Source organism: Streptomyces sp. cg35 (genome assembly GCF_050410835.1).
Classification (GTDB): domain Bacteria; phylum Actinomycetota; class Actinomycetes; order Streptomycetales; family Streptomycetaceae; genus Streptomyces.
Window position 1 is genome coordinate 1,908,144 of record NZ_CP191268.1, and the last position, 19,534, is coordinate 1,927,677.

Genomic DNA, 19,534 nt, shown 5'->3' on the forward strand with positions numbered 1-19,534 from the left:
CTGGCCGGCGAGACCGGGGCCATCCACTGACCGTACGGGGGACCACCATGCATGCTGCCCGCAAGACCTGGAGAACCTGCCTGCTGGGAGCCGTGGCCGTCGTCGCGCTCCTGTCCACCGCGGCCTGCGGCCCGGACGACACGCGCGACGGGGCGAACGGCAGCGCCACCTCCGCGGCACCGTCGCCCACGGCCTCCTCCGCCGCTCCGTCGGCCTCCGCCGCGCCGTCCGCGTCCGCCGCCCCCACGGGCTCCTCCGCGCCGGGCACGAGCCCGGCCGGCACGCCCGCCTCCGCGAGCCCCGCCTGCTCCGACCCGGACCTGTCGATCAGCACGTCGTACTGGCGGATGGACTCGGGCCAGAACATGCTGATCACGGCCACCAACGTCACCGGCAGGACCTGCACGCTCTACCACTACCCGTACGTGTACTTCCGCGACTCCGACGTGCCGGTCCCCTCGCTCGGCAGCGAGCCGCGGGCGCTCGCGACGCTCGCACCGCACCAGAAGGCGTACGCGGGGGTGCACCTCTTCCGGGCGGGCGAGCGGACCGGCAACGCCGTGGAGCAGTTCGGCATCGGCTACCAGGACCGCGCGCCGGGCAGCAACCGCGATGTGGCCGCGCTCGACGTCCGGGCGCCCTCGGGCGGCGCCAACGTCGGGCCGCACCCCCACGTCACGTACTGGAACCTCGAGCGGCAGGAGATCGAGCGGATTCTGATGCGGTAGGCGGCCGGGGCCGACGGCACAAGAAGAAAAGGGGGCGGGCCACCGGTTCGATGAACCGGTGGCCCGCCCCCTTCTTTCGCGTGGGTCGGGTCAGACCTTCAGCGGACGGATCGACGTGGGCGCGTGGCCCGGCTCCGTCGCGATCTCCTCGAACTCCTTGACCGCGCTGATGTCGGCGGTGGGGCTCATCGAGATGTTGGTGATGCGCTCCAGGATCGCCTCGACGACGACGGGGACCTGGTGGTCCTGGGCGAGCTTCTTGGCCCGCTCCAGGGCCTCGCCCAGCTCGTTCGGGTCGGTGACCCGGATCGCCTTGCAACCCAGGCCCTCGGCGACCTTGACGTGGTCGACGCCGTAGACGCCGAGCTCGGGGCTGTTCTGGTTCTCGAACTCCAGGTTGACCTGGAAGTTGATGTCGAGGCCGATCTGGGCCTGGCGGATCAGGCCCAGGTAGGCGTTGTTCACCAGGACGTGCACGTACGGGATGCGGTGCTGCGCGCCGACCGCCAGCTCCTCGATCATGAACTGGAAGTCGTAGTCGCCGGAGAGGGCGACGACCTGGGTGTCCGGGTCGGCCTTGGCGACGCCGAGCGCGGCCGGGATGGTCCAGCCGAGCGGGCCGGCCTGGCCGCAGTTGATCCAGTGGCGCGGCTTGTAGACGTGCAGCATCTGGGCGCCGGCGATCTGCGAGAGGCCGATCGTCGTGACGTACCGGGTGTCCTTGCCGAACGCCTTGTTCATCTCCTCGTAGACGCGCTGCGGCTTCATGGGGATGTCGTCGAAGTGCGTACGGCGCAGGAGGGTCTCCTTGCGCTCCAGGTGCGAGGCGACCCAGGCGCCGCGGTCGGGCAGCTTGCCCTCGGCCTTCAGCTCCTTGGCGACCTCGACGAAGAGTTCGAGGGCGACCTTGGCGTCGGAGGTGATCCCGTAGTCCGGCGCGAAGATCTTGCCGATCTGGGTCGGCTCGATGTCGACGTGCACGAACTTCCGCTCGCCGCGGTAGACGTCGAGCTTGTAGCCGGTGTGGCGGTTGGCCCAGCGGTTGCCGATGCCGAGGACGAAGTCCGATTCCAGGAACGTGGCGTTGCCGTAGCGGTGGCCGGTCTGCTGTCCGACCATGCCCGCGTTCAGGTCGTGGTCGTCCGGGATGGTGCCCCAGCCCATGAGGGTCGGCACGACGGGCGTGTTCGTGATCTCGGCGAACTCGACCAGCAGGTCGCTCGCGTCGGCGTTGATGATGCCGCCACCCGCGACGATCAGCGGCCGCTCGGACTCCAGGAGGAGGCCGATCGCCTTCTCGATCTGGGCGCGGGTCGCGGCCGGCTTGTAGACCGGCAGCGGCTCGTACGTCTCCGGGTCGAACTCGATCTCGGTCTGCTGGACGTCGATCGGCAGGTCGATGAGGACCGGCCCGGGACGGCCCGAGCGCATCAGGTGGAACGCCTGCTGGAAGACGCCGGGGACCTGCGCGGCCTCCAGGACCGTGACCGCCATCTTCGCGACCGGCTTGGCGATCGAGGAGATGTCGACGGCCTGGAAGTCCTCCTTGTGGATCAGGTGCGTGGGCGCCTGGCCCGTGATGCACAGGATCGGGATGGAGTCACCGATGGCGGAGTACAGGCCGGTGATCATGTCGGTGCCGGCCGGGCCGGACGTACCGATGCACACCCCGATGTTGCCCGGGTTGGCACGGGTGTAGCCCTCGGCCATGTGCGAGGCGCCCTCGACGTGGCGGGCGAGCGTGTGGTCGATGCCGCCGCTCGCCTTGAGCTCCTTGTAGAAGGGGTTGATGGCGGCACCGGGCACGCCGAACGCGTTGCTGACGCCTTCGCGCTTGAGGATCTCAACGGCCGCGCGGGCGGCGGTCATTCGAGCCATGAGGTGCTCCCGACTTCTGCTGTGACTGAGTACGTCTGTGTCCGGCTGTCGGATTCGCGCTCCCGTCGCGCCCCGCGGCGAGCTCTGAATTCCGTACTTCCATAATGCGGAAAGTATGTTCTGCTATATGGAAGCAATGTAGAGGGGGGTCTCGGAGGCCGTCAAGGTGGATGATGAGACTCACGTCGATCCGGCATCGCGGGGCCCAGGGGGGTGTGGCATGGCAGAGCCAGTGCGCGTTCGGTGTCCGGCCTGTCGGCGGGAGCACCTCTACGCGCCCGCGGTGCTGCCCTGCGCATGCGGTGCCCCTGTCGCCCCGCCGCTGCTGCGGGGCGCCGAGCCCGAGCCGGTCAGCGCCCGCACCTGGGCCGACGACTGGGTCACGCTGCGCTGCCCCATGTGCGGGCGCCACGACCGCTGGCCCCGGCCGGAACTGGGCTGCGACTGCGGCACCCTGCTGCGCGTCCCGGTCCAGAGCGACCAGGCCCCCGCTCCGTCCCACATACCGCTGCCGCGGACGGCGCCCGCGCCGCGGCCCGCGTTCCAGCCCGTCCCCATCCGCACCGCGCGCGACGCGGTGACCGCGGCCGCGCTGTATCTGGGCTGGCTCGGCTACCGCGACGTACGGCGTGCCGACCAGCGTCCGTCGTCCGGGATCGGCCTCGCCGCGCGCGGAGTCGTCGCCCAGGTCGAGCCGTCGGTACGGCCCGCGACGGTGCGCGACGTGGAGTGCCTGTGGCTCCAGTCGATGACGGAGTCGGCGGCCTGCGTGCTCTTCTCGCTCGCCGGGTACACGGACGGGGCCCCCGCCCGGGCGGACGAACTGGGCGTCCCGCTGTTCGTCCTCGATCTCGCCGGGGTGCCGCAGCCGGTGAACAGCCCCGCGGACGAACTGATCGCGAGCGGGGCCTGAGCGGAGCCCTCCGCGATACTGGCCCGATGATCATTCGCAACGCCACCGCGGCCGAACTGCCCCGCCTCCAGGAGATCGAGGTCGCCGCGGGCGCCGTCTTCCGCACGCTGGGCATGGACGCCGTCGCCGATGACGAGCCGCCCGCCGTCGAGGAGCTGGAGCGCTACCGGCGCGCGGGACACGCCTGGGTCGCCGTGGCGGAGGACGGGACGGTGGCCGCGTATCTCGTCGGCGAGGTGGTCGACGGCGCCTTCCACATCGAGCAGGTCACCGTGCATCCGGACGCCGCCCGCCGGGGAATGGGCCGGGCCCTGATCGCGTACGCCGCCGACTGCGCGCGCGACCAGGGCCGGGCCGGTCTCACCCTGACCAGCTTCGCCGACGTGCCGTGGAACGCCCCCTACTACGAGCGTCTCGGCTTCCGCCGGCTTCCCGAGGCCGCCCTCACCCCCGGGCTGCGCGACATCCGCGCGGCGGAGGCTGAGCACGGCCTGGACCGGTGGCCCAGGGTCTGTATGCGTCGTGAGCTGTAGCGGCCGCTCCCTCTCACGTCCTACAACTCGCCGTACCCTTGGCGGAGTTCCACCTTCCGGACTTTTCCACTGACCGTCATCGGGAAAGAGTCGAGGATCCGCAGACGGCTCGGCACCTTGTAGCGCGCGAGCCGCTCGTCGCAGTAGGCGCGCAGCTCGTCGAGGGTGAGGCCGTCGGCCGGATCGCGCAGGATCACGCAGGCCAGGACCTCTTCCCCGTACTTCTCGTGCGGCACGCCCACCACCTGCACGTCGGCGATCTTCGGGTGCCCGTAGAGGAACTCCTCGATCTCGCGCGGGTAGATGTTCTCGCCGCCTCGGATGATCATGTCCTTGATGCGGCCGACGATCTGCGCGTAGCCGTCCTCGCGCAGCACCGCGAGGTCCCCGGTGTGCATCCACCGCCCGGCGTCGACGGCCTCGGCGGTCTTCTCCGGCTCGCCCCAGTAGCCCAGCATCACGCTGTAGCCGCGGGTGCACAGCTCGCCGGGCTCGCCGCGGGGCAGGGTCACCCCGGTGACCGGGTCGATCACCTTGACCTCGATGTGCGGCAGGACCCGGCCGACGGTGCCGGTGCGGCGTTCCAGGTCGTCGTCGCGGCGGGTCTGCAGCGAGACGGGCGAGGTCTCGGTCATGCCGTAGCAGATGGACACCTCGGCCATGTGCATCTCGGCGACGACCCGCTTCATCACCTCGGCGGGACACGGGGAGCCGGCCATGATGCCGGTGCGCAGCGACGACAGGTCGTACGAGGCGAAGTCCGGCAGGTTCAGCTCGGCGATGAACATCGTCGGCACGCCGTACAGGGACGTGCACCGCTCCTGCTGGACGGCGCGCAGGGTCGTCGCCGGCTCGAAGGAGGGGGCGGGGATGACGATGCAGGCGCCGTGCGTGGTGGCCCCCAGGTTTCCCATGACCATGCCGAAGCAGTGGTAGAAGGGCACGGGCAGGCACACGCGGTCCTGTTCGCTGTAGCCGACGGTCTCGCCCACCCAGTAGCCGTTGTTGAGGATGTTGTGGTGGGAGAGCGTGGCGCCCTTCGGGAAGCCGGTGGTGCCGGAGGTGTACTGGATGTTGACCGGGTCGTCGCAAGACAACTCGGCTTCCAGGGCCGCGAGTCGGTCGTCCGTGACGGCCGACGCGGCCTCGACGAGGGCGTCCCAGCTCTCCTCGCCGATGAAGACGCGCTCGCGCAGCTGCGGGCAGTCCGGGGCGACTTCCCCGACCAGCGCCCGGTAGTCGGTGCCCTTGTGCCCGGTCGACGAGATCAGCACGGAGATGCCCGACTGCTTCAGCACGTACGCCAGCTCGTGGGCGCGGTAGGCCGGGTTGATGTTGACCATGATGGCGCCGATGCGGGCCGTCGCGTACTGGACGAGGACCCACTCGGGGCAGTTCACCGCCCAGATGCCGACGCGGTCCCCCTTGGCGACGCCGCGCGCGAGGAGTCCGCGCGCCAACTCCGCCACCGCCGCGCCGAATTGGGCGTACGTCCAGCGTCGTCCGCTCGGCACGTCGACGAGGGCCTCCCGGTCCGGCCAGGTCTCGACGGCCCGCTGGAGGTTGCCGCCGATGGTGTCGCCGAGGAGCGGGGTGGTGCTGGTGCCGTGGGCGTACGAGAGCTCGGTGGTCACCGGAAGTCCTCCTCGCGGTACTCGGCGGTGGAACCCTGCGCGGTGCGCTCGCGCAGCTCGATGCGGCGGATCTTGCCGGAGACCGTCTTGGGCAGCTCGGCGAACTCGATGCGGCGCAGCCGCTTGTACGGAGCGAGGACGGCCCGGGAGTGCTCGAAGAGCAACTTGGCGGTGTCCGGGCCGGGTTCGATCCCTTCGGCGAGCACGACGTACGCCTTGGGGACGGCGAGCCGGAGCGTGTCGGGCGCGGGCACGACCGCCGCCTCGGCGACCGCCTCGTGCTCCAGGAGCGCGCTCTCCAGCTCGAAGGGACTGATCTTGTAGTCGCTGGCCTTGAAGACGTCGTCGGACCGGCCCACGTACGTCAGGTAGCCGTCGGCGTCCCGGGATCCGATGTCGCCGGTGCGGTAGTAGCCGCCCGCCATCGCCTCGGCCGTGCGCTCCGGGTCTCCGTGGTAGCCGACCATCAGACCGACGGGGTGGGCGGCGAGGTCGAGGCTGATCTCTCCCTCGTCCGCGCCGGGTTCACCGGTGACCGGGTCGAGCAGCTCCACCTTGAAGCCGGGGCTGGGGCGGCCCATGGAGCCCGGCTTGAGCAGCTGGCCGGGGCTGTTGGAGACCTGCACGGCCGTCTCGGTCTGCCCGAAGCCGTCCCGGATGGTGATGCCCCAGGAGCGCTTTACCTGCTCGATGACCTCGGGGTTGAGCGGCTCTCCGGCGGCGACCACTTCCCGTGGCGGCGTGGCCAGTTGGGTGAGGTCGGCCTGGATGAGCATGCGCCACACGGTGGGCGGCGCGCAGAACGACGTGACGCCCGCTCGGTCCATCGCGGCCATCAGCTTGCCCGCGTCGAAGCGCGTGTAGTTGTAGAGGAAGACGGTCGCCTCGGCGTTCCACGGCGCGAAGAAGTTCGACCAGGCGTGCTTGGCCCAGCCGGGCGAGGAGATGTTCAGGTGGACGTCGCCGGGGCGCAGGCCGATCCAGAACATCGTCGCCAAGTGGCCGACAGGGTAGGAGACATGAGTGTGCTCGACGAGCTTGGGGCGGGCCGTCGTGCCGGACGTGAAGTACAGCAGCAGCGGGTCGTCGGCGAGCGTGACCCCGTCGGGCTCGAAGGCGGCGGCCGCGCCGAAGGCGTCGTCGAAGTCCAGCCAGCCGGGGACGGGGTCCGCGCCCGCCGGCTTGACGGCGATCCGGGTGTAGTCGCCGGACACGCCGTCGAACTTGGCCGTGTCCTCCGTGCGCACGATGACGTGGGCGGCGCGGCCCCGCTCGATCCGGTCCCGCAGGTCCTCCGGGCCCAGCAGCGGCGTCGCCGGGATGACGACCGCGCGCAGTTTCATCGCGGCGAGCATGGTCATCCACAGTTCCTGCTGGTTGCCGAGCATCAGCAGCACCCGGTCGCCCGCCCGTACGCCCCGGGCGCGCAGCCAGTTGGCGACCTGGTCCGAGCGCAGCGACATCTCGGCGAACGAGAGGGTGATCTCGCGGCCGTCCTCCTCGACGATGTGCAGCGCGGTCCGCTCGTTGCCCTCGGCGATGACGTCGAACCAGTCGAGGGCCCAGTTGAACCGGTCGGGCCGGGGCCAGGCGAAGCCCTCGTACGCCGTCTCGTAGTCCTGGGCGTGCTGCAGCAGGAAGTCACGGGCCGTGCGGAACTGCTGCGTGGGGCCGTTCGGCGTCGTCATGTGCGCTCCTGGAATCCTTCTTGTCCCGCACCCGCGTCATTGCGGACCGTGTCTGCCATCGTGTAGTCCGTGACGCAGGTCTCACCACCCCCGAACGGGGGTGAACGGAGCACGGCGAGGAGATTGAGGGTGACCGCAGAAGCCGCAGAGGCGGTCGAGATGCGCGCCGCGCTGGTGCGGCTGCGCCGGGGCACGGGCCTGCCCGTGGCGTTCGGCGGGCTCACCCCGAGCGCGGGCCAGGTACGGATCGCCGAGCTGAGCGGCGCGTCGACGAACGCGCTGCGCGGCCTCGCGGTGGCGGCGGGCAACGGGCTGGGCGGCAAGGCCCTCACCCTGGCCAGGGCCTGCGCGGTCACCGACTACCAGGACTCGCGGCACATCAGCCACGAGTACGACGCCGCCGTGGCGGCCGAGGGGCTGCGCTCGGTCCTCGCGGTTCCCGTGGTCGTACGCCGCCGGGTGCGCGGGGTGCTGTACGGGGCGCTGCGTTCGGCCCAGCCGCTGGGCGACCGGGCGTTGAACGCTGCGGTGATGGCGGCCCGTGACGTGGAGCAGGCGCTGGTGGTGCGGGACGAGGCCCGGACGTTGCTGGCGGCGGCGAGCGCGCCGGTGGCCGAGGGCGCCGGGGCGTGGGAGGAGGTCCGGGAGGCGCACGGGGCGCTGCGGGCACTGGCTCCGCGGATCGTCGACCCGGCGCTGCGCGCCGAGCTCCTGGCGGTGTGCGGCCGGCTGGCGTCGGCGACGGCGCCGCCGGCCCGGGAGGCCGCGGTGGTGCTCGCGCCGCGCGAGGTGGACGTCCTGGCGTGCGTGGCGGCGGGCGCGACGAACGCGGTGGCGGCCGAGCGGCTCGGCCTGCGCCCGGAGACGGTCAAGGGCTATCTGCGGTCCGCCATGCGGAAGCTGGGGGCGCACACGCGGGGCGAGGCCGTGGTGGCGGCGCGACGGGCGGGGCTGCTGCCGTAGCCGTTCCGGTGGCCCGGGCGAGGCCTTCAGGACCCGATGGTCGGTGGGATGGTCTTCAATGGCTTCTGGTCCTGAATGACGTCTGTCTTGAATGACGTCTGGTCTTGAATGGCTTCTGGTCGTCAATGGCGTGGGGGTGAGGTCCATGGTGTCGACGGAACGGTTCCTGGCGTTCGCGGCGATGTCGCTGCTGGTGATCGTGATTCCGGGCCCGAGCGTGCTGTTCGTGATCGGCCGGGCGCTCGCGCACGGGCGGCGCACGGCGGTGGCGACGGCGCTCGGCAATGTCGTCGGCTCGTACCTGCTGGTGGTGGCGGTGGCGCTCGGCATCGGCTCTCTGGTGGAGCGCTCGGCCGGGCTGTTCCTCGCGGTGAAGCTGGCGGGCGCCGCGTATCTCGTCTTTCTGGGCATCCAGGCGTTCCGGCACCGGCACGCGATGAAGGCGGCCGACATACGTGGTCCGGCCGGACCGGCGCGCGGCGATCTGCGGACCGTGCTCGACGGCGTGCTGGTGGGCGTCACGAATCCGAAGGGCATCGTGTTCTTCGCGGCGGTGCTGCCGCAGTTCGTGAACCACGACGCGGGCCGGCTGCCCGCGCAGATGCTGCTGCTGGGGCTGGTGCCGATCTCCATCGGCCTGGTCACGGACACGCTGTGGGGGCTGACGGCGTCCGCGGCGCGCTCCTGGTTCGCGCGCTCGGACCGGCGCCTGTCGCTGATCGGCGGGACGGGCGGCTTCGCGCTGATCGGTCTGGGCGTGACGGTCGCGGCGACGGGCCGCGCGGACTGACGGCCGTGGGCCGCGGCGGGGCCGCGGCGACCTGATCCGCCGGGCCGGCCCTACCGCCGTACGGTGCCGAAGTCCACGGTGACCGCGCCGGGCGCCTCCAGGACGGCGGCGGTGCGCTCCGCCTCGGCGACGAGTTCGTCGCGCTGGGCGCGGGTGAGGTCGCGGAAGGGCTCCAGGGTGAGGGGGCTGCCTTCGGCACTCCCCTGCCCGCCCTCCTTGAGGGCCCACAGCCCGGCGAGCGTGCCGTCGACGAGGAACGTGGAGTAGGCCCGGTTCCCCTGCCAGGTGCGGGCCCGGTCGGCGTCCCGGACGACCCGGGTGCGGTCGGCGTGCGAGAGCAGCAGGTTGTCGTACTCGGCGAGGAGCCGCGGCGGTGCCGGGGTGTCCTCGTCGGGGCGGGGCGCGTCGGGCAGGTCGAACAGCTCGACGCCGTGCTCGTCGCGGAACGTCACGAGCCGGGGCCGCAGCCGCTCGAAGGCCTCCTTGGTGCGGGTCAGCCCCGCCCACTGCTGGAAGTCCCGCACGGAGGCGGGTCCGAAAGCGCCGAGGTAGCGCAGCACGGTCGCGTCGGGTGTGGGTGTCTCCTCGGGCTTCCGGTCCAGCCAGTGCTCGGCGGTGGTCAGCCGGACCCCGCCGCTGCGCCGCCACAGCCCGCGCGGGGTGACCTGGACGAGCGGCAGCGAGCAGCGGGCGGCGACCGAGAGGGACTGCGGGTCGGCGTCGGGCCACTCCTTCAGGAGCAGTTCCCGCAGCTCCTTCGGGGTGCGGGGCTCCTGCTCGACGTACTCCCGGGTCAGCGCGCACAGCCGCGTCAGGTCCACCCCGGCGAGCCCCTTGCGGAACATGTGCAGCTCCCGGTCCCGCGCGGGCTGCACGAGGGGACGCAGCGTCATGCAGTCCTCGGCGGTGTGCAGATGGATCGTGGACCGCATCGTGACGAGGCGGGCCGCGCGCCGCTCGGCCAGGGCCTCGGACAGCGCCCCGGGCGTGAATCCGTCGAGCCGGGCGGCGAGCGTCACGTACGGCGGCCGGACCTCCTGCGCCTGGAGCCCGACGAGGTGCGCGACGGCCTCCTCGACACCCAACGAGGCCCGGCTCAAAAGAAGTTGGCGCTGCAGGGTGGCCCGGCCCAGGGCGCGTACGGTCATCGGCTGCGTCGTCATACGAGGACGGTAGCGGGCATCCAGGACAGATGCTGTCCTCGATTGGCTCCCGGGGCACGCCACCTTCGCTGGTTACGTCTGGTTACGCTGCCTGGAAGCCGATGGTGGAAGGAGGCGGCGATGCCGCGACGGCAGGAGCGACCGGGCAGGAACCAGCGCGGCGGTGCGCGCCGCTACACCTGGCGCCGGGGCACGCCCCCGGGCCCGGCGGCCGAGCCGCCCGCGGCGCCGCCGGCCGACACGTCACGGCCGCAGGAGTCGATGGACAGCGTCGTGCACACGGCGCTGTACCGGGACGGGCTGCGCGTGGCGAACCCCGAGACCCTCACGGACACGTACCGGCAGCTGCACGCGCATCCTCGGACCATGGCCTGGATCGGTCTGGCCCGTCCGACCGAGGCCGAACTGAAGTCGCTGGCGACCGAGTTCGACCTGCACCAGCTCGCGGTCGAGGACGCCCTGGAGGCGCATCAGCGCCCGAAGCTGGAGCGCTACGGCGAGACCCTCTTCGTCGTGCTGCGCGCCGCCCGCTACCTCGACGCGTCCGAGGAGGTCGACTTCGGGGAGCTGCACGTCTTCGTCGGCGCGGACTTCGTCATCACGGTCCGGCACGGCGCGGCCCCCGACCTGTCGGCCGTGCGCCGCCGCATGGAAGCGAGCCCCGAACTCCTCAAGCTGGGCCCGGAGGCGATCCTCTACGCGATCCTGGACGCGGTCGTCGACGGCTACGTCCCGGTCGTCGACGGCGTCCAGAACGACATCGACGAGATCGAGACGGAGGTCTTCTCCGGCGCCCCCGAGGTCTCCCGCCGCATCTATGAACTCTCCCGCGAAGTAGTCGAGTTCCAGCGCGCGACCCGCCCTCTGATCGGCATGCTGCACGCTCTGATGGCGGGCTTCGCGAAGTACGGCACGGACGAGGAACTCCAGCGCTACCTGCGCGACGTCGCCGACCACGTCACCCACACCAGCGAACGCGTCGACGGCTTCCGCCAGGCACTCGCCGACATCCTCACGGTGAACGCGACGCTGGTGACCCAGCAGCAGAACGCGGAGATGCGGGCGCTGGCGGAGGCGGGCTTCGAGCAGAACGAGGAGATCAAGAAGATTTCGGCTTGGGCCGCAATTCTCTTTGCACCCACACTCGTGGGAACCATCTACGGCATGAACTTCGAGCGGATGCCCGAGTTGAGCTGGAGCCTCGGATACCCCTTCGCGATCGGCTTGATGGGGGTTGTCTGTACCGGTTTGTACGTTATTTTCAAGCGGCGGGACTGGCTCTAGAGAGGGACCGACCCACTCGCGCCGCGCACATGGTTTACTTCTGCGGCTCCTTCACAAACCACCGATTTGGGGCGCTGGGGAGCCCCTGGGGAGAAGTGATGCGGGTGATCTCCTCGCCCTGCCAGAACTATGCCTCTGACCTGGCCTTTTGACTGCTTCTCGATACTGGGGAGAATCCGGGGGGAATCGAATGTCACTCCGAGTCGTCCGACCGGCGCAGCACACCCGCCCGGCCTCCCTGTTCGCCGAGGTCGGCCGAGCGACTGCCCACACCGAACTCGGTGTGATTCACACCCGGCAGCAGAAGCGACCCGGAGATCACCTATGGGACACCGCGGCCGGGCCATCAGACTCCCCGGAGCATCCCCGATTGCAGGGCAAAAGCCGCCGCACCCCAGAGGGCTCCCTTTTCCTCGCGTGCGGGCGCACCCAGGAAGCCCGAAAGCCCCCTAAAAAGGGGTGAAACAACTGACGCACCATCGGAACGAGAGTCAAAACGCCTTGTAGCAACGATTCGCGCCCAGCCAGGCTCCTTCAAAGTCGTTTTTCGGACTCAAAGCCCCTGCCAGCCACTGGTGATCACGGTGACCCATCTACCAGCATGGTCATCGCGCCGACAGCGTACCCAAATCCCAACCAGGATAACGAGGTTGGGAAAATTTCACTAACCGTCAGAAGCGGGATCCGCAACCCTTGAGCACACACCACTGACGATAATTTCCCCATTTCCCACATGGAATGATTCGACGGAGTTCAGCAAGTAATCAACCTTACCCGCAGACCCGCTATCAATCTCACCAGCAACCCTGTCAAGACCGTAGAAAATCAGCCACTGAACGTCCGATCCTGGCGACTCCTGCGATTCCACATCGCGAAACCAGCGCTCGATCAGGGCTCGATCTTGCAGAATCAGTTTGTATCGATGCCCGCCGGGATGTGGAGACCGCTGCAGCAATCGCTGGGTCGCGAAAACAGACACTTCAGCCTCATCCACCATGAGCCTGAGAACATTATCGCTCATCGCACCCTCGTGAAATCCGTTCCGGGAATCGACGACTTGAAAGTCGGAATACTGTCAGGCGCATACAGGGAAAGTTCTATTTCCGTTTCATCCTGGAAATCTTTTCGTATTTTTCCTAGCGTGTCGCGAACCCACCGACCATTGCGCCCCTGCAGTACTGCAGGGTTGATCGACACAAGCATATCAAGATCAGAATCCGAATTAGGGCCTCGACCTCGATATCTACTCCCCGCCCGGGATCCGAATATCTCGACCCCGTCCACCACGTGCCGATCCCCGACCCTAAGTCCATCGAGTCGAGCCAAAACCCGTGAATATGCGTCAGCCGGAACTCCGATGGGCGTGCACGAATTGTGAACCAGGATAGGCGTCTTACCGGCGAGTACATAGTACGTGTGGAGCTCGGCTACGGTGAAGTTGTAGGTGTGCGTTCGCTTGGTGAAGGCCTTGTTGCTCTGGACGGTGACGGTGCTGCCGTCGTCGGTGAGCAGGGTCATGCCTGGAGTGAGGATGCCCGCCTCTACCCATGCGTCCTGGGATGGGGACCAGAAGGGGTGTTCGCGTGTCGCTGTGAGTTTCTTGATCCCGTCCGGTGTGGATATGGAGAGCGTGTTGAGCCGCTTCTCCCCTTCACTCCGGATGAGTTGGGTTACCTTTCTTGGACCCTTCTCTCCGGTTTCAGGGTCGGCGGACTGAACCATGTCGCCGACTTCGATGTCCTCGATGTCTTTGGCGGTTCCGTCCGCCATGAGGATGTCAGTGCCAGCCAGGAAGCACTTGGGTGCGTATTTGAATTTGCTGACCGGGAGCGCGGTCAGTAGTGCTTGGAAGCCGATGTTGTCGCAGATGGGGCAGGTGTTCTGGAGCGGGATGTCCTTGACATGCGTCCAGTGCACGTCCAGCCCGTTGGAATCCTGCCCTGTGGAGTAGAAGTCCCGGATGGCCTGGCATTCGTCGACGAACGAGAGGCTGCAGCGTTCCCTGAAGTACAGCTCTACGTTGAGTTCGTAGCTGAGCTCCGGCATGTAGGTGCCGTTGTTCTTCATCTGGCCGACGCCGGGCAGCTTGGACTGGTAGTCCTTGTAGACGTCCGGTGGGGGTAGTGCCGGTGCGCCGTGTCCCAGATTGCTGATGACCTTGCCGGCTCCAGGGGAGCTGCCGTAGCCGGCGGGGGCGGGGTGGCTGCTGGGGAAGCCGGGTGTACCGCGGACACTGCCGTCGGGATTCAAACCGCCATCGGGGTCACCTTCTGTTCCGCCGTCGGGGCGGGTCCAGCCCTTGCCGTTGTTGCAGCTGTCGCACCATTCGCCGCTGGGGTCGGAGGCGGTGACGGGCGTGTTGTTGGCGTAGCTATATCCGTTGAGGGATTGCGACTGCGCGGTGTCGAGGAGGGGGTCGACGCTGATGAACTGGCCGATGGCGGGGTCGTATTCGCGAGCGTCGATGTGAGTGAGGCCGGTGGTTTCGTCGGTGGTCTTGCCGAGGAAGCCCTTGTCATCGGGCCATGCGGTGCCGGTGGGTTTGCCGCGTTCGGCGCCGAAGGCGGTCATGTAGCGCTTGCTGACTGTTTGGGCACTGTCGGCGCTGATGGCGAGGCTCGAGGTGCCGTGGTGGTCGCCAGCGAGGTAGGTGAGTTTGTTGGTGCCGGATTCGTTGGAGCGCAGTGCGATGGCCTGGGCTCCGGCGACGTAGTAGCGCTGGGCCCAGGTGGTGCCGTCGGAGCGTAGGTGGAGTTCGGTGGTTCCGGTGTACAGGATCCGGTCGCCGCCCTGGGTGCTGCGGATCAGCAACTCGCCTGAGGCGTCGTAGAGGTATTCCGTGGCCTTGCTGTTTTCGGTGAGCTTGGCGAGCTTGCCGTCTTCGGACCAGACCAGGTCTTGAGCGGCTGAAGTACCGGGCCGCTTTGTCGTGTTGCCGGCCTTGTCGGGAGTGTAGGTGCGTTCTTGGGCAGCGCAGTCGCCCTTGGTGGTGGTGCCGGTCAGGAAGTGCGGCTGGTCGATCTTGGTGTAGCAGTATGTGGTCTTGGCGTCGCCCGCGCTCTTGTGGGTGGTTTCGGTGGTCCGCTGGCCGGCTTGGTTGTAGGTGTAGCTGGTCCAGTACGGGGCGGGCCCGGACAGGCCACCGGCGCTGAGTGCGTCGGAGCACTTTTGTGTGCTGGGGGTCCAGGCTTCGGTGAGGCGGCGGTGGCCGTCGTAGGCGAAGCACTGGGTTTCGGCGCTGCTGGTGCCGCCGAGGGTGGTGGGGTCGGTGATGGAGGTGACGTTTCCGGCTTCGTCGAAGCCGTAGTTGAGGTCCTGCAGGATGTAGGGCTGGCTGTCGGCCTTGACGTTGCTGCGGGTGAGGCGCCCGGTCCCGTCTTCGAAGGTGTTCCTGATGGAGACCTTCTTGTGGTCGGCGGTGTTGGCCGTTCCCAGAAGCTGCTCTACGGGCTGGCCGAGGGGCGAGTAGGTGGTGTCCAGGAGGTAGCCGGTGGATCCGCCTACCGAGGTGACCTGACCGACGCTGTTGTAGCCGTAATCGATGATCTCCGAGGGCAGGCCGCCCAGGGCGGGTTCTTCGGCGGTCTTGGCTGTGCCGTCGAGGTTGTATGCGCTCTTGAACGCGAGGGTGCGGGGGGTTCCGGCCTTCACGAACGGGTCGTCGGCGGGTAGGTCGAGGGTGGTGGCAACCGGGCGGGACAGGGTGTCGTAGGCGGTGACGGTGTCGGTGTACGTCTTGCCGGTCTTGCCGCCGACGTAGCGGGTGGAGGTGGCTGGCAAGCCCTGTGAGTCGCTGGACTTGATCGCCCGGTCCATGACGTCGTACTCGGTGGTGCTGGTGCCCTTATCCGGGTCCTTTGTTTCCACCAGACGGCCGAAGAGGTCGTAGGTGTAGCCCCACTTGGCATTATCGGGGCCGGTGATTTCCTTCGGCAGGCCGTCCCGGTTGTACGCGGTCTTTGTCGACGCGTAGCTGGCACCGAGCCCATCCCCGTACTGAGTGTCGTCCGGGGACTTGCCGGCGTATTCGCGGCTCTCCAATGTGCGGCCGCGAATGTCGGTGATGGCGCGGGTGGCGGTGCCGCCGTCGAGGGCGGTGCTGGCGGTGGAGTCGCCGGTGTAGCTCGTGGTGGTCGACCACTTCTCCACTCCGAAGACGAGCAGAGTGTTCTTGGTGGCCCGGCCCGCCCCGTCGAAGACGACAGCGCTCTGGTTGGGGGCCTCTCCATAATTGGCGCGGGTGTATTTGCCGTTGGGTGTGCTGGTGGTGTCGAAGATGTTCGCGTACGTCTCGTACGCCAGGCCGCGAGTGTCGTAGCGGGTGTCAGTCAGCAATTGCCCGCCCGTCGCCGTCTCGGACTGGCTCTGCAGCGGGCGCAGCAGTGAGTCGTAGACCGCGTAGCTGGTGGCGTAGCTCGTGCCGTCCCTCTTCAGCACGGCAGTGGACACCCAGGGGGCATCGGTGTTGCTGAGGTGGTAGGCGAACTTCGTGTTGGGGCCGAAGGTGGCGCTTTCGCCTCCGCGGTCCCGGTTGGGCAGCCACACCTGGGTGAGGCGGCCCAGGGCGTCGTAGACGAGTTCGGTCTTCTTGAGGTTCGCGTCGTAGGTGCGCAGGGGTTGGCCGCTGCGCGGGTCGAGGAAACTGGTTTCCTTGAATCCCTTGGGGTCGGTGGTGATCGTCTTGGTCACCGGTCCGGCCGCGGTGGGGGTGTACGCGGTGGTGGTCGACTGCCCGTCCGCGTTGGTGACCTTGAGTGGCCGGCCAAGGGCGTCGAAGTCCGTTGTCAGACTTGCGGTGATGGTCTGCCAGCCGGGCGTACCGGAGGCGTAGCCCTTGGCGCGGCCGGTCCAGGTGACCAGCCCCTTGGTCGGCTTCATGGATTCCGACCAGGTGGTGGCTCCGTCGTAGCCGGTCGCGGTGTCGGACAGGACGTCACCACGGCGCTTGTTGTCACTGGGCAAGTCGAGCGACGTGTCGACGACCGAGCACTCCTGGCCGACGGTACGGGTGCGCGAGGCGAGGCTGTTGATGCCGGCAGCGGTGTTGCGGGCATACCAGGTGCGGGTGCAGGTTTCGTCGCCGCCCAGGCCCTTCTGACCGTAGTCGTCGATCTCCCGGACCATGCCCAGGTCGTCGTAGCGGGTGGTGGCGACCTGGGTGCGCCAGGTCTTGGAGGCCGTGAGATAGGTGCTGGCGTAGGTCGAGCTGGGGCGTACCCAGCGGGCGTTGTGGTCGGCTGCGTCCGGTACGGACTGGCTGGCGGTGTTCTTGTACGTGTAAGTGGTGTAGGAGGTGGAGACCGGCTGGCTGCCGTTGTAGGTGACCTTCTGGAGGAGCTGGCCCGCGTACTGGTCGCTGTCGGTCAGGGCGGCGAAGTCGACGTCGGTGTCCAGGAGTGGATCGACGCTGACCGTCTTGGTGGTGCCGTCCTTTTTCTTGTCCCCGTGCATGCCCAGCAGGTAGCGGGAGACGCTCTTGGAGCGGGTGGTGCTCAATGCTCCGGTGTAGGAGGTGACATCGCGGTAGCCGCGCCATTCGGACCAGGTCCGCTCGTCCTTCGGCGTGAAGGGGTCATCGCTGTAGTGCCAGGCGGCGCCGCTGTAGTCGTAGGCGTGCTCGGTCGACTCTCCGTGGCCGGTGGGATCGTCGACGACCACGGCCAGCACGCGATACTTCTGGAACCAGTCCACCGACGCGTCCGAGGCACCGTTGATGTTCCAGAACTGGGGATAGCAGGAGCGGGTGTTGGAGTCCTGGCTTGCGCTAAGGACCTCGCTGCGCTTGCACTCCGGCTGCGACAGTGTGACCGTCGTGATCGAGCCGGTCTCCGAGGTGATGGTCTCGATGCGGTGGCGCTTCAGCGGGAGGATGTCGTCCGTGCCGTCGACTCGGTTCGGGCGGCGCTGGTATGTGAAGCTGACCGGGTTGACGTCGATCGCCTTGGTACCGGCTTTGGCCGTCCGCTTGATCGATTCCAGGACCAGGACATGATCGGTGGTGTCACCGATGTCGCCCGCGTCGTAGTAGTCCTGAGTGAGTGCCCAGGAGTCCACCGGATCGTACGCCTTGGTCGTCGCGTTCCAGGAGAACGTGTTGACGCTGGTGAGGCGCTTTCGGGAGAAGAAAGACGGGCCGGCCGCGTTGCATTCGTCGTCACCATCGCTGCAGATCGCGTCGAAGGGGACGTCAGGCCAGTTCTTGGCCGTTGACTCGGTGAGGCTCGTGCACTCGCCGACCGTGCAGCGCTCGGCGTGCCCGAAGGTCACCTTGGCGTCCGCGTCGTCGGTGAACAGAGCACCCTTGCGCAGACCGTATTTGATCTCCTTGAGGTAGCCACCGCGGATGTACGAAGCGTTGGCAGTACTCGCCTCGTTCTTGGGGTAGTAGTTCGACTCCTTGGCGTACCAGTAGGTGGAGGCGTTGCCGCTGGTGTCCTCGACGTAGTCGAGGTTCCACCGCCATGCCTGGGTCAGAGCTCGGCCGGCGAAGTCGCTGCCCTTGTCGTATCCGGGCTCGCCGGAGTCGTCGCCGAATACCGGGACGGTCCATGTGGAGTTGGTGCGCTGGTCGGTGGCGCCATCGAGCTTGTCCTGGCCGAAGATGTATCTGGTGCCATCCCCCGTGATGACGGTCCAGTATTCGCCGTTGTCGTCGCCGTTGCTTGCGCCGGTGGAGCGAGTGACGGTGGAGGCGTCGTCGTCCTCCAGACGCCACTCGTCTGTTTTGGCGTCCTTGAGGATCAGGCGGCTGGACTTGCCGTTGAGGACGATACGAGCGTTGTCGTATTTCCAGCAGTGGTCAGAGATGTCCTTGTGGTCGTCATCGTCGCAGCTGCCGTAGGTGCGCTCGATGTAGGACTCGGTCAGGCTAAAGCCTTCGCCGACCGCGGATCCCTGGTTGTTGGTGGTGGCGGTGCGGCCGTCGACGCTGCCCGAGTCGTAGGAGAGGGACAGCGGCGGCGTGGGACCGGCTGCTGCCGGGGGCACGGTGAAACCGTAGTTCCAGGTGAACGATCCCGAACTGCCGCCGGCCTCCCAGGAGGACGAGGCAGCCAGGTCGGTTGCGGAGTAGTTTCCGGTTCCCTTGGGCGACGGGCCGGATCCGGCTGCCGCCGCGGTCACCGCCAAAACGGTGGCACTCGGCGCCGCCGCGCTCGCCGTCCGTTGCGCCGCAGTTCCGCCATTCTCCCTCTCGGCCAGCGAGACCTGAGCAGAGACCGACTGCGCCGAGAGATCGTTGTCGGTCTTCAGCGGGGTCTGCTGGCGGCAGGCGGCCTTCTCCGGCGTCGTCAGTGCACAGGCGGGCAGCCGCACCAGATGCAGCCGCTGGGCCCAGTCGCCGCCCAAGGAGGAGGCGAAGCCGCTGTAGTCGACGCTGATCTGCGCCGTGCCGGCCGTGTCCGCAGTCGCGCTCAGTACGACGCCGCTGATGCCTGCCCTGGCTGCAGCCTTGTGATCCAGGACCGTGACGTGGGCGCTGCCCGTGGCGGCTGTGCGACGGTCCTTTGGGGGCGCGACGGAGACAGGTGCGCCGCCAAGATCTGCTGTGGCCCGCTTGCCTGCGGTGAGCGCGATGGTTGCGCTGTCTCGTCCGGGCCAGGTGGCCGTCTGTTCCTTGCGGGCTCGCGCGGCCTGTGCGGCACCCGCCTTCTTGCCTGCGGCTACCTTGTCGCGGGCCTTCTTCGCTCCCAGGCCCTTGACCTCTTTGACTTTGCTGACACGGGGCTTGGGTACGTCCGGCCGGCCCGAGGCGGCCTGTTCTGCCCGCGTCTCCTTGGCGACTGCGGCCTGGACCTCGCCGAGCGGGGCGAGCAACGCGAGCACCACTGCCGGGGTGACCAGACGGCGTCCCCATCGCCGCGCCCCACCCGAAGTCCGTCTTGAGGTGCCTATGCCAAATGCCATTGGAGTTTCGTCCCCACCCAGTTCACAAGAAGTCAAAGAGTCAGTAAGTCGCCCT

The 19,534-nt window shown here is 68.3% G+C and carries 12 protein-coding genes; 6 read left to right on the forward strand and 6 right to left on the reverse strand.

Annotated elements, in window-relative coordinates; genetic code table 11:
* Positions 1 to 47 precede the first annotated feature (47 nt).
* The gene (locus tag ACQUQD_RS08965; RefSeq protein ID WP_428951501.1) at positions 48 to 728 is read left to right on the forward strand and encodes a DUF4232 domain-containing protein; all 681 of its coding nucleotides are present in this window, start codon (positions 48 to 50) and stop codon (positions 726 to 728) included.
* 90 nt (positions 729 to 818) lie between these two features.
* Here ACQUQD_RS08965 and gcl read toward each other — a convergent pair whose 3' ends face one another.
* Complete coding sequence (gene gcl / locus ACQUQD_RS08970; protein WP_428957494.1) at positions 819 to 2,597, reverse strand: glyoxylate carboligase; 1,779 nt, start codon at positions 2,595 to 2,597, stop codon at positions 819 to 821.
* Positions 2,598 to 2,826: 229 nt separating this feature from the next.
* On the opposite strand from gcl, the gene ACQUQD_RS08975 reads away from it, so the two are divergent.
* Entirely contained in the window at positions 2,827 to 3,519 is a 693-nt protein-coding gene (locus ACQUQD_RS08975; protein WP_428951502.1) for a hypothetical protein, read from the forward strand.
* 26 nt (positions 3,520 to 3,545) lie between these two features.
* Positions 3,546 to 4,052, forward strand: a complete 507-nt coding sequence (locus tag ACQUQD_RS08980) for a GNAT family N-acetyltransferase (protein WP_428951503.1) — start codon at positions 3,546 to 3,548, stop codon at positions 4,050 to 4,052.
* A 20-nt stretch (positions 4,053 to 4,072) separates the two neighbouring features.
* Here the strand turns inward: ACQUQD_RS08980 and ACQUQD_RS08985 are convergent, their stop codons facing one another.
* Positions 4,073 to 5,686: an AMP-binding protein gene (locus tag ACQUQD_RS08985; protein ID WP_428951504.1), complete on the reverse strand. Its 1,614-nt coding sequence runs from the start codon at positions 5,684 to 5,686 to the stop codon at positions 4,073 to 4,075.
* Positions 5,683 to 7,374 (reverse strand): AMP-binding protein, encoded by a 1,692-nt coding sequence (locus tag ACQUQD_RS08990; RefSeq protein ID WP_428951505.1) that lies wholly within the window; start codon positions 7,372 to 7,374, stop codon positions 5,683 to 5,685. The genes ACQUQD_RS08985 and ACQUQD_RS08990 overlap by 4 nt, the downstream gene beginning before the upstream one ends.
* A 129-nt stretch (positions 7,375 to 7,503) precedes the next feature.
* Between ACQUQD_RS08990 and ACQUQD_RS08995 the strand changes: the two genes are divergently transcribed.
* Positions 7,504 to 8,337 carry a response regulator transcription factor gene (locus tag ACQUQD_RS08995; protein ID WP_428951506.1) on the forward strand — a complete coding sequence of 278 codons (834 nt, stop codon included), beginning with the start codon at positions 7,504 to 7,506 and terminating at the stop codon, positions 8,335 to 8,337.
* 145 nt (positions 8,338 to 8,482) lie between these two features.
* Positions 8,483 to 9,127, forward strand: coding sequence for a LysE family translocator (locus tag ACQUQD_RS09000; RefSeq protein ID WP_428951507.1), 645 nt, complete (start codon positions 8,483 to 8,485; stop codon positions 9,125 to 9,127).
* A 50-nt stretch (positions 9,128 to 9,177) separates the two neighbouring features.
* Here ACQUQD_RS09000 and ACQUQD_RS09005 read toward each other — a convergent pair whose 3' ends face one another.
* Positions 9,178 to 10,290 carry a winged helix DNA-binding domain-containing protein gene (locus ACQUQD_RS09005; RefSeq protein ID WP_428951508.1) on the reverse strand — a complete coding sequence of 371 codons (1,113 nt, stop codon included), beginning with the start codon at positions 10,288 to 10,290 and terminating at the stop codon, positions 9,178 to 9,180.
* Between the two features lie 120 nt (positions 10,291 to 10,410).
* On the opposite strand from ACQUQD_RS09005, the gene ACQUQD_RS09010 reads away from it, so the two are divergent.
* A complete protein-coding gene (locus ACQUQD_RS09010; RefSeq protein ID WP_428951509.1) occupies positions 10,411 to 11,574 on the forward strand; it encodes a magnesium and cobalt transport protein CorA in 1,164 nt (387 codons plus the stop codon).
* A 664-nt stretch (positions 11,575 to 12,238) separates the two neighbouring features.
* Here the strand turns inward: ACQUQD_RS09010 and ACQUQD_RS09015 are convergent.
* Together ACQUQD_RS09015 and ACQUQD_RS09020 are read right to left on the reverse strand one after the other, a co-directional pair.
* Positions 12,239 to 12,595, reverse strand: a complete 357-nt coding sequence (locus ACQUQD_RS09015) for a hypothetical protein (protein ID WP_428951510.1) — start codon at positions 12,593 to 12,595, stop codon at positions 12,239 to 12,241.
* Entirely contained in the window at positions 12,592 to 19,479 is a 6,888-nt protein-coding gene (locus tag ACQUQD_RS09020) for a polymorphic toxin-type HINT domain-containing protein (RefSeq protein WP_428951511.1), read from the reverse strand. Before ACQUQD_RS09020 ends, ACQUQD_RS09015 begins: the two co-directional genes overlap by 4 nt.
* Between the last annotated feature and the right edge of the window lie 55 nt (positions 19,480 to 19,534).

Bases quoted from the DNA above. Each gene is read 5' to 3' on its own strand.
- ACQUQD_RS08965 (WP_428951501.1), top strand. From the start codon at position 48: ATGCATGCTGCCCGCAAGACCTGGAGAACCTGCCTGCTGGGAGCCGTG.
- gcl (WP_428957494.1), bottom strand. From the start codon at position 2,597: ATGACCGCCGCCCGCGCGGCCGTTGAGATCCTCAAGCGCGAAGGCGTC.
- ACQUQD_RS08975 (WP_428951502.1), top strand. From the start codon at position 2,827: ATGGCAGAGCCAGTGCGCGTTCGGTGTCCGGCCTGTCGGCGGGAGCAC.
- ACQUQD_RS08980 (WP_428951503.1), top strand. From the start codon at position 3,546: ATGATCATTCGCAACGCCACCGCGGCCGAACTGCCCCGCCTCCAGGAG.
- ACQUQD_RS08990 (WP_428951505.1), bottom strand. From the start codon at position 7,374: ATGACGACGCCGAACGGCCCCACGCAGCAGTTCCGCACGGCCCGTGAC.
- ACQUQD_RS09000 (WP_428951507.1), top strand. From the start codon at position 8,483: ATGGTGTCGACGGAACGGTTCCTGGCGTTCGCGGCGATGTCGCTGCTG.
- ACQUQD_RS09005 (WP_428951508.1), bottom strand. From the start codon at position 10,290: ATGACGACGCAGCCGATGACCGTACGCGCCCTGGGCCGGGCCACCCTG.
- ACQUQD_RS09010 (WP_428951509.1), top strand. From the start codon at position 10,411: ATGCCGCGACGGCAGGAGCGACCGGGCAGGAACCAGCGCGGCGGTGCG.
- ACQUQD_RS09015 (WP_428951510.1), bottom strand. From the start codon at position 12,595: ATGAGCGATAATGTTCTCAGGCTCATGGTGGATGAGGCTGAAGTGTCT.
- ACQUQD_RS09020 (WP_428951511.1), bottom strand. From the start codon at position 19,479: ATGGCATTTGGCATAGGCACCTCAAGACGGACTTCGGGTGGGGCGCGG.